The following is a 212-nucleotide window of genomic DNA, read 5'->3' on the forward strand; positions in this document are numbered from 1 at the left end:
TCGTGGCTTCGGTGACCCCTGCCGGGACTGACGTCACCGAAGACGATAATGTTGATCTGACCTGGACGGTCACTCTCAACAATGCCTCAGCCACCAGTACCACCCTGCGTCTTGATATCAATAATCCAGGCAACAAGGGGGATTTTGAGGAAGACACCAACGGTACCTTCACCCTGTGGTCAGCAGACGGTCAAACAGAGCTCAATACCGTT

At 53.3% G+C, this 212-nt stretch carries 1 protein-coding gene; it reads left to right on the top strand.

Annotated elements, in window-relative coordinates:
• Nucleotides 1–212: hypothetical protein (locus tag A8L45_RS24960; protein WP_175402098.1), on the top strand; the 212-nt coding region annotated here is incomplete at both ends.

This window comes from Veronia pacifica, from assembly GCF_001707825.1.
GTDB classification, from domain to species: domain Bacteria; phylum Pseudomonadota; class Gammaproteobacteria; order Enterobacterales; family Vibrionaceae; genus Veronia; species Veronia pacifica.